Genomic DNA, 6192 nt, shown 5'->3' with positions numbered 1-6192 from the left:
GCTCCGGCCCGGACCGAGCCCGAGCGGCAACTGCGCAATCCGCCACGCCGCGACAAGCGCAATGGCAGCGGCGGTGGTGGTGGTGGTGGTAAGAAACGCGGCAGGCGCCGGCGGCGTTCCCTGTTCGGCGGGCTGATCTACTGGACGATGGTGCTCGGCCTCTGGTGCGTCATCGGCGTCGGCGGCGTCGTGGCCTATTACGCCTCGCAATTGCCGCCGATCGATCAGCTCACCGTGCCGCGCCGGCCGCCGAACATCGCGATCCTCGCCGCCGACGGTTCGCTGCTCGCCAATCGCGGCGAGACGGGCGGGCGCACCGTCACGCTGGGCGAGATACCGCCTTATCTGCCGAAAGCCTTCGTCGCCATCGAGGACAAGCGCTTCTACGACCATTTCGGTGTCGATCCGGTCGGCATCTCCCGCGCCGTCGTCAACAATCTGCGCGGCCGCAACGGCGTGCAGGGCGGCTCGACGCTGACCCAGCAGCTCGCCAAGAACCTGTTCCTGACGCAGGAGCGCACCGCCGCCCGCAAGATCCAGGAAGCGATCCTGGCGCTCTGGCTGGAGCGCACCTACAGCAAGGACCAGATCCTCGAGCTCTATCTGAACCGCGTCTATTTCGGCTCCGGCGCCTATGGCGTCGAGGCGGCGGCGCAGCGCTATTTCAACAAATCGGCCCGCTCGGTGACGATCGCCGAGGCGGCGATGCTGGCCGGCCTCGTCCAGGCGCCGTCGCGGCTGGCGCCGAACCGCAACCCCGATCTGGCCGAGAAGCGGGCGCAGCTCGTCATCGCTGCCATGGCCGATCAGGGCTTCATCTCGCAGGACGCGGCCAAGACCGCGATGACCGCCCCGGCCGAAGTGCCCGAACGCACCGGCGCCGGCTCGGTCAACTATGCCGCCGACTATGTCATGGACGTGCTCGACGACTTCATCGGCGCGGTCGAGGGCGACGTCACCGTGCTGACCACGATCGACACCAAGCTGCAGGGCTCGGCCGAGACCATCCTCGTCGATGCGCTCTCGGTGCAGGGCGCCAAGCTGCATGCCTCCCAGGGCGCGGTCGTCTCGCTCGCGCCCGATGGCGCCATCCGCGCGCTGATCGGCGGGCGCGACTACACCAAGAGCCAGTTCAACCGCGCAACCGCGGCGCGCCGCCAGCCGGGCTCCTCCTTCAAGCCCTTCGTCTATCTGACGGCGATGGAGAAGGGGCTCACCCCCGACACGATCCGCGACGATGCGCCAGTCTCGATCAAGGGCTGGGAGCCGGAGAACTATTCSCGSACCTWYCGCGGYCCGGTGACGCTGSSGACSGCSATGCARCATTCGCTCAACACGGTCGCCGCCCGGYTGATCCAGGAGGTGACGCCCAAGGAGGTCGTCCGCACGGCCCAGCGCCTCGGCATCAGCTCGGCGCTCCAGCCCAATATGTCGCTGGCGCTCGGCACCTCCGAGGTGACGCCGCTCGAGATGACGGCGGCCTATGCCACCTTCGCCAATGGCGGCCAGTCGGTGCTGCCCTATGTCATCCGCGAGGTGCGGCAGACCAGCGGCAAGGTCGTCTATGCCCGCAAGGCCAACAGCTTCGGCCCCGTCATCCAGCCACAGCCGCTGGCGATGATGGACACGATGTTCAACGGCGTCATGAACGGCGGCACCGGCAGCAAGTTCAACATTCCGGGCTGGGAGGTCGGCGGCAAGTCGGGCACGACGCAGGATTACGGCGACGCCTGGTTCGTCGGCTTCACGGCCAAGCTCGTCACCGCCGTCTGGGTCGGCAACGACGACAATTCGAAGATGAAGCGCGTCACCGGCAGCGGGCTGCCCGGCGAGATCTGGGGCAAGTACATGAAGCTGGCCCATGCCGGTGCGCAGCCRATCCCGCTGCCCGGCGGCTTCTGGCAGGGCGCGCCGACGCCGGTGGAGGCGCCGATCGCCCAAGCCGCGCCGCAACAGGGCGGCCCGATGCCGCTCGAGGGCGACCGCGCCTGGGTGCCGCCACCGCCGCAGGAGAAGAACTTCCTGGAGCGGCTGTTCGGGGGCTAGCATCGGCCCGAAAAGTGGAGTGCACTTTTCGGAGCAAGGCGATCGATGAAGCCGACGACGCCGAAAGAGAAGGAAAGCCCGTATTGCACCGGCGTCAGCCCGTAGACGCCGGTCAGCACGAAGGAAGAGCCGGAGATGAAGGCGAAGAGCCCGGCATAGGCCAGCGCCGTCAGCGCGACATAGACGCGGAAGGCGCGGTTCTCCAGCAAAGTGCCGAAGCCCTTGAAGATCGTGACGAGCGAGAGCGGCTGCGGCGAGCGCTTGCGCAGCGTCTCCGGCATCACGGTGACGATCACCGCCGCCAGCCCGAGCGCGAAGACGAGCGAGGCGATGAAGGTCGAGCGCCAGCCGAAGGCGACCTGCAGCACGCCGCCGATGACGGGCGCCACCGCCGGCACCAGCCCCATGATCATGCCCATCCGGGCCAGTTCCTTGCCGGCGCGTGCGCCCTCATAGAGGTCGCGCACCATGGCGCGGCCGAGCACGATCGGCCCGGAGGCGCCGAGCGCCTGCAACGCCCGCGCCGCGGTCAGGGCCTCGATCGAGGGCGAGAAGGCGCAGGCCAGCGTCGCCACGGTGAAGAGGCCGAGCCCCGCCAGCAGGACGGGCTTGCGGCCGAGCCGGTCCGAGAGCGGCCCCCACAGGATCTGGCCGGCGGCGAAGCCGAAGAGGAAGGAGGAGAGCGTCGCCTGCGCGCCGGCGACGTCGGTCCCCATCACGTGCACGATGTCGGGCAGCGAGGGCAGGTAGAAATCGGTCGAGAGCGGACCCAGCGCCGTCAGCATGGCGAGGACGGCCGTCATCGCCAGCGTATCGGGACGAAGCTTCATCGCGGGTCTCCGGCACACGGCCGGATCGCGGGCCGCGCGCCCCTGCTACGACGTCAGCCGGTCATCCGGCAATGGTCGTGCCCGGCGGAGCATCCTGCGTCTCACCGGAATAGTCAGTCGCCCGCATCGACGGGCGCTCGGAAAAAGCCTCGTACCACTGGGTCAGCCGGGGGCGGCCGGTGCGGAAATCCGGCAGCGCGCGGAATTCCAGCCAGGYGAGCGCGGTCGCCAGTGCGACATGGCCGAGATGCACGGGCCCTTCGAGTCCATTCTGCCGCTCGATGAGGTCGTAGGATTCGACGAGCTTGGCGGCCTGCCCCTCGGCCAGCGGCGGATGGCGCAGATGCGTAGGGCGGCGCTCGGTCTCCCAGCGCAGCGCGATACCGGCATCGCAGAGGCCCTGAGCGACGGCGTGCAGACGCAGCGCCTCCCAGCGCGTCGGCCCGCCGGGCGGGATCAGCCGCCGGCCGGCATGAAGCCGGTCGAGATAGTCGCAGATCACCAGCGAATCGAAGATCGCGCCAACTTCCGGCGTGATCAGAACCGGCACCTTGCCGAGTGGGTTGACCGCGAAGACGGCGTTGTTCCGGTTGGTCGGGCTGGTCTCATGGTCGATCACCGCGAGCCGTTCGGCGAGCCCCGCCTCATGGGCGAAGACGATGACCTTGCGGGCATAGGGTGAGTGGCTCTGCGAATAGAGCGGCAGGCGCGCGCCGGTGCTCGCCGACGGCAGGGTCATGGCGCCACCGCACCGGGCGAAAGCCCGACCAGCTCGGCATAGCGCGCCGGGTCGGTCGCACCCTCGGTGTTGACGAGGAAGACGCGCGAGGTCCCGTCGAGCTTCAGCGCCGCGCGCGTATCGGGATTGCGCAGCGCCGCCAGCAGTCCCGCAAGCCCTGCCGCGCCGCTTTCGCCAGCGACGATCGCGGGATCGCCCGCGACCGGGCGGGCGAGCCGGTTCATCGCCTCCACGGCGTCGGAATCCGCTGCCGTGAGGAAGGCATCGGCGGCGCGGTAGAGCACGCGCAGCGCCAGGGGCGAGGGATCGTAGCATTCGAGCATCGCCATCACCGTCGGGGCGCCATGGGCGATCTTGACCGGGCGGCCCTGCTGCGCGGCCGCGAAGACGCAAGCCGCAAGTTCCGGCTCGACCACGGTGAAGAACGGGCGGTCGGCGCCGAAATGCGTCTGCATCTGTGCCGCCAGCGCGGCTGCGATGCCGCCGACGCCGGCCTGCACGAAGACATGTGTCGGACGCTCCGGGAGCTGAGCGAAGGCCTCGCTCGCGATGGCCGTATAGCCCTGCATCACCAGGCCCGGAATGCGCTCATAGCCGTCCCAGGAGGTATCCGAAACGACGGTCCAGCCCCGTTCGGCCGCGACCCGCGCGGCTTCGACGACCGAATCGTCATAGGTACCGGCGACCCGCACCATCTCAGCACCGAAGCGCGCGATGGCGGCGACGCGCTCCTCGCTGACGCCGCCATGCACGAAGATCACGGCCTTCGCCCCGACGAGCTGCGCGCCCTGAGCGACCGAGCGCCCGTGATTGCCGTCGGTGGCGCAGGCGAAGGTCATGCCGGCGGCGATCGCCCGCATGGCGGGGTCGTTGATCTCGGTGTCGTCCAACCTCCGGCCGAGCCTGGCCGACGCTTCCTCCAGCGCGAGCCGGATCACCGCATAGGCGCCCCCCAGCGCCTTGAAGCTGCCGAGCCCGAGGCGCCGGCCTTCATCCTTGATGAACAGCCCGCCGATTCCCAGCGCTGCTGCGAGCCCGGGCAGGGCATGGAGCGGCGTCGGCGCATGGCCGGCGCGCTGGGCGAGATGCCGCGCGATGGCTTGCGCCCCAGACGGCCCGAGCATCGCGACATCGGCCGGGTCGAGATCGCGTCCATAGTCGTGATGGGTGTTGAGCAGGAACATGGATCGCCTCGCCATTCCACCGGATAGCGAATGGATATTGCAACGCAGGCGAAAAAGGTGCTGCAATCCAGCTCTTCGGATGCAAGTTTATTTCGCGGAGCAGGCGTGGCCGAGCCGGATATGCAACTCGACGCTTTCGACCGCGCGATCCTCGCCATCCTCCAGCAGGACAACACCACGCCGCAGCGGGTGATCGGCGAGCGGGTCCATCTCTCGGCGCCGGCGGTGCAGCGCCGCATCCGCCGCATGGAGGCTCAAGGGATCATCCGGGCCAATGTCGCGGTGGTCGATCCCGCCGCGCTCGGTCATCCGATCACGCTCTTCGTCGAGATCGAGCTCGTCAGCGAGACGGCCGTCGACATCGACGCCGCCAAGACCGCCTTCCTCGCCGCGCCGGAGGTGCAGCAATGCTACTACGTCACCGGCGAGGTCGACTTCATGCTGGTCGTGCTGGTGCCGAGCATGGCGGCCTATGAGGCGCTGACCCGCCGGCTCTTCTTCGCCAACCCCAATATCCGCAAGTTCCGCTCATTCGTCGCCATGGACCGGGTCAAGACCGGGCTGACTGTCCCGGTCTAGGGATCGCTCTCGAGCCCTAGCCGGTCATTCCGGACAAGCCGCCGCTGGCGGCGCCGACCCGGGATCCATGCCGGAGCGAATCCGCTGAAGGTTCAGGCATGGATCCCGGGTCTGCGCTGCGCTCCGCGCGGGATGACCGCGCGAGGGAATGCCGCGCAGTCCCTATCGCGTCAGCGCTGCTCGCAGATCCTTGACCTGCCCGGCCGTCACGGGCGGGGCGGCATTGCCCCAGCTGTTGCGGACATAGGTCAGGACATTGGCGACATCGGCGTCGCTGAGGTTCCAGCCGAAGGAGGGCATCGCCGGCGTCGTCGGCTTGGCGGCGGTGCTGGCTGCCTGGCTGCCTTCCAGCACGACGCGGATCAGCGATGTCGGGTCGGTGCCGTTGACCGTCGGAGTCTTGGCCAGCGTCGGAAACAGAGAGGGCTGACCCACGCCGGAGGAGATGTGGCAGGCCGAGCAGCGGTCGAGATAGATCGCCTTGCCCGCGGTCATGGCGGCATCGGTCGCCGCGACCGGGGTGGGCGCGGGCGCGCCGTCGCCCTTGACGTCCTTGAGATAGGTCGCGACGGCTGTGAGGTCGGCGTCGTCCCACAGGCGCGTCGAGTGATTGATGGCTTCGGCCATCGGGCCCGACGCGATGTCGAAGCGGTTCGCTCCGGTCTTGAGATAGGCGACGATATCGTCGGTCGCCCAGCTTCCGATGCCCTTATGCGGATCGCTGGTGATGTTCGGCGCAAACCAGCTCTGCAGATTGCCGCCGCGCAGGAATTCGTCGCCCTTGTCGGCGCCGGTCAGGCTCTTGGGCGTATGG

General features: G+C 68.8%; 6 protein-coding genes. 2 read left to right on the top strand and 4 right to left on the bottom strand.

The window, feature by feature from the left end; all coding sequences use genetic code 11:
• Positions 1–30 precede the first annotated feature (30 nt).
• On the top strand, positions 31–2046 hold the full coding sequence (locus AB4Y99_RS26245; RefSeq protein WP_441525393.1) for a transglycosylase domain-containing protein: 2016 nt from the start codon (positions 31–33) through the stop codon (positions 2044–2046).
• Here the strand turns inward: AB4Y99_RS26245 and AB4Y99_RS26240 are convergent.
• From AB4Y99_RS26240 to AB4Y99_RS26230, 3 genes are all read right to left on the bottom strand, one after another.
• Positions 2043–2876 carry a multidrug effflux MFS transporter gene (locus AB4Y99_RS26240; RefSeq protein ID WP_441525392.1) on the bottom strand — a complete coding sequence of 278 codons (834 nt, stop codon included), beginning with the start codon at positions 2874–2876 and terminating at the stop codon, positions 2043–2045. The two genes, AB4Y99_RS26245 and AB4Y99_RS26240, sit on opposite strands and share 4 nt — an antisense overlap.
• 61 nt (positions 2877–2937) lie before the next feature.
• The gene (locus tag AB4Y99_RS26235; protein WP_441525391.1) at positions 2938–3615 is read right to left on the bottom strand and encodes a glutathione S-transferase family protein; all 678 of its coding nucleotides are present in this window, start codon (positions 3613–3615) and stop codon (positions 2938–2940) included.
• Positions 3612–4799 (bottom strand): diaminopropionate ammonia-lyase, encoded by a 1188-nt coding sequence (locus AB4Y99_RS26230; protein ID WP_441525390.1) that lies wholly within the window; start codon positions 4797–4799, stop codon positions 3612–3614. The genes AB4Y99_RS26235 and AB4Y99_RS26230 overlap by 4 nt, the downstream gene beginning before the upstream one ends.
• Positions 4800–4919: 120 nt before the next feature.
• Here AB4Y99_RS26230 and AB4Y99_RS26225 point away from each other — a divergent pair, with 120 nt between their 5' ends.
• Positions 4920–5378 (top strand): Lrp/AsnC family transcriptional regulator, encoded by a 459-nt coding sequence (locus AB4Y99_RS26225; protein ID WP_112763913.1) that lies wholly within the window; start codon positions 4920–4922, stop codon positions 5376–5378.
• A 162-nt stretch (positions 5379–5540) separates the two neighbouring features.
• Here AB4Y99_RS26225 and AB4Y99_RS26220 read toward each other — a convergent pair.
• On the bottom strand, positions 5541–6192 hold a 652-nt coding region (locus tag AB4Y99_RS26220; protein WP_441525389.1), incomplete at its 5' end, for a c-type cytochrome.

It is taken from the genome of Allobosea sp. TAB14 (assembly GCF_052113865.1).
In the GTDB taxonomy this organism is placed as follows: Bacteria; Pseudomonadota; Alphaproteobacteria; order Rhizobiales; family Beijerinckiaceae; genus Allobosea; species Allobosea spartocytisi.
The sequence above is the reverse complement of the archived record's forward strand: the minus strand, read 5'-3'. Positions and strand labels throughout refer to the sequence as shown.

Bases quoted from the DNA above. Each gene is read 5' to 3' on its own strand.
- AB4Y99_RS26240 (WP_441525392.1), bottom strand. From the start codon at position 2,876: ATGAAGCTTCGTCCCGATACGCTGGCGATGACGGCCGTCCTCGCCATG.
- AB4Y99_RS26230 (WP_441525390.1), bottom strand. From the start codon at position 4,799: ATGTTCCTGCTCAACACCCATCACGACTATGGACGCGATCTCGACCCG.
- AB4Y99_RS26225 (WP_112763913.1), top strand. From the start codon at position 4,920: ATGCAACTCGACGCTTTCGACCGCGCGATCCTCGCCATCCTCCAGCAG.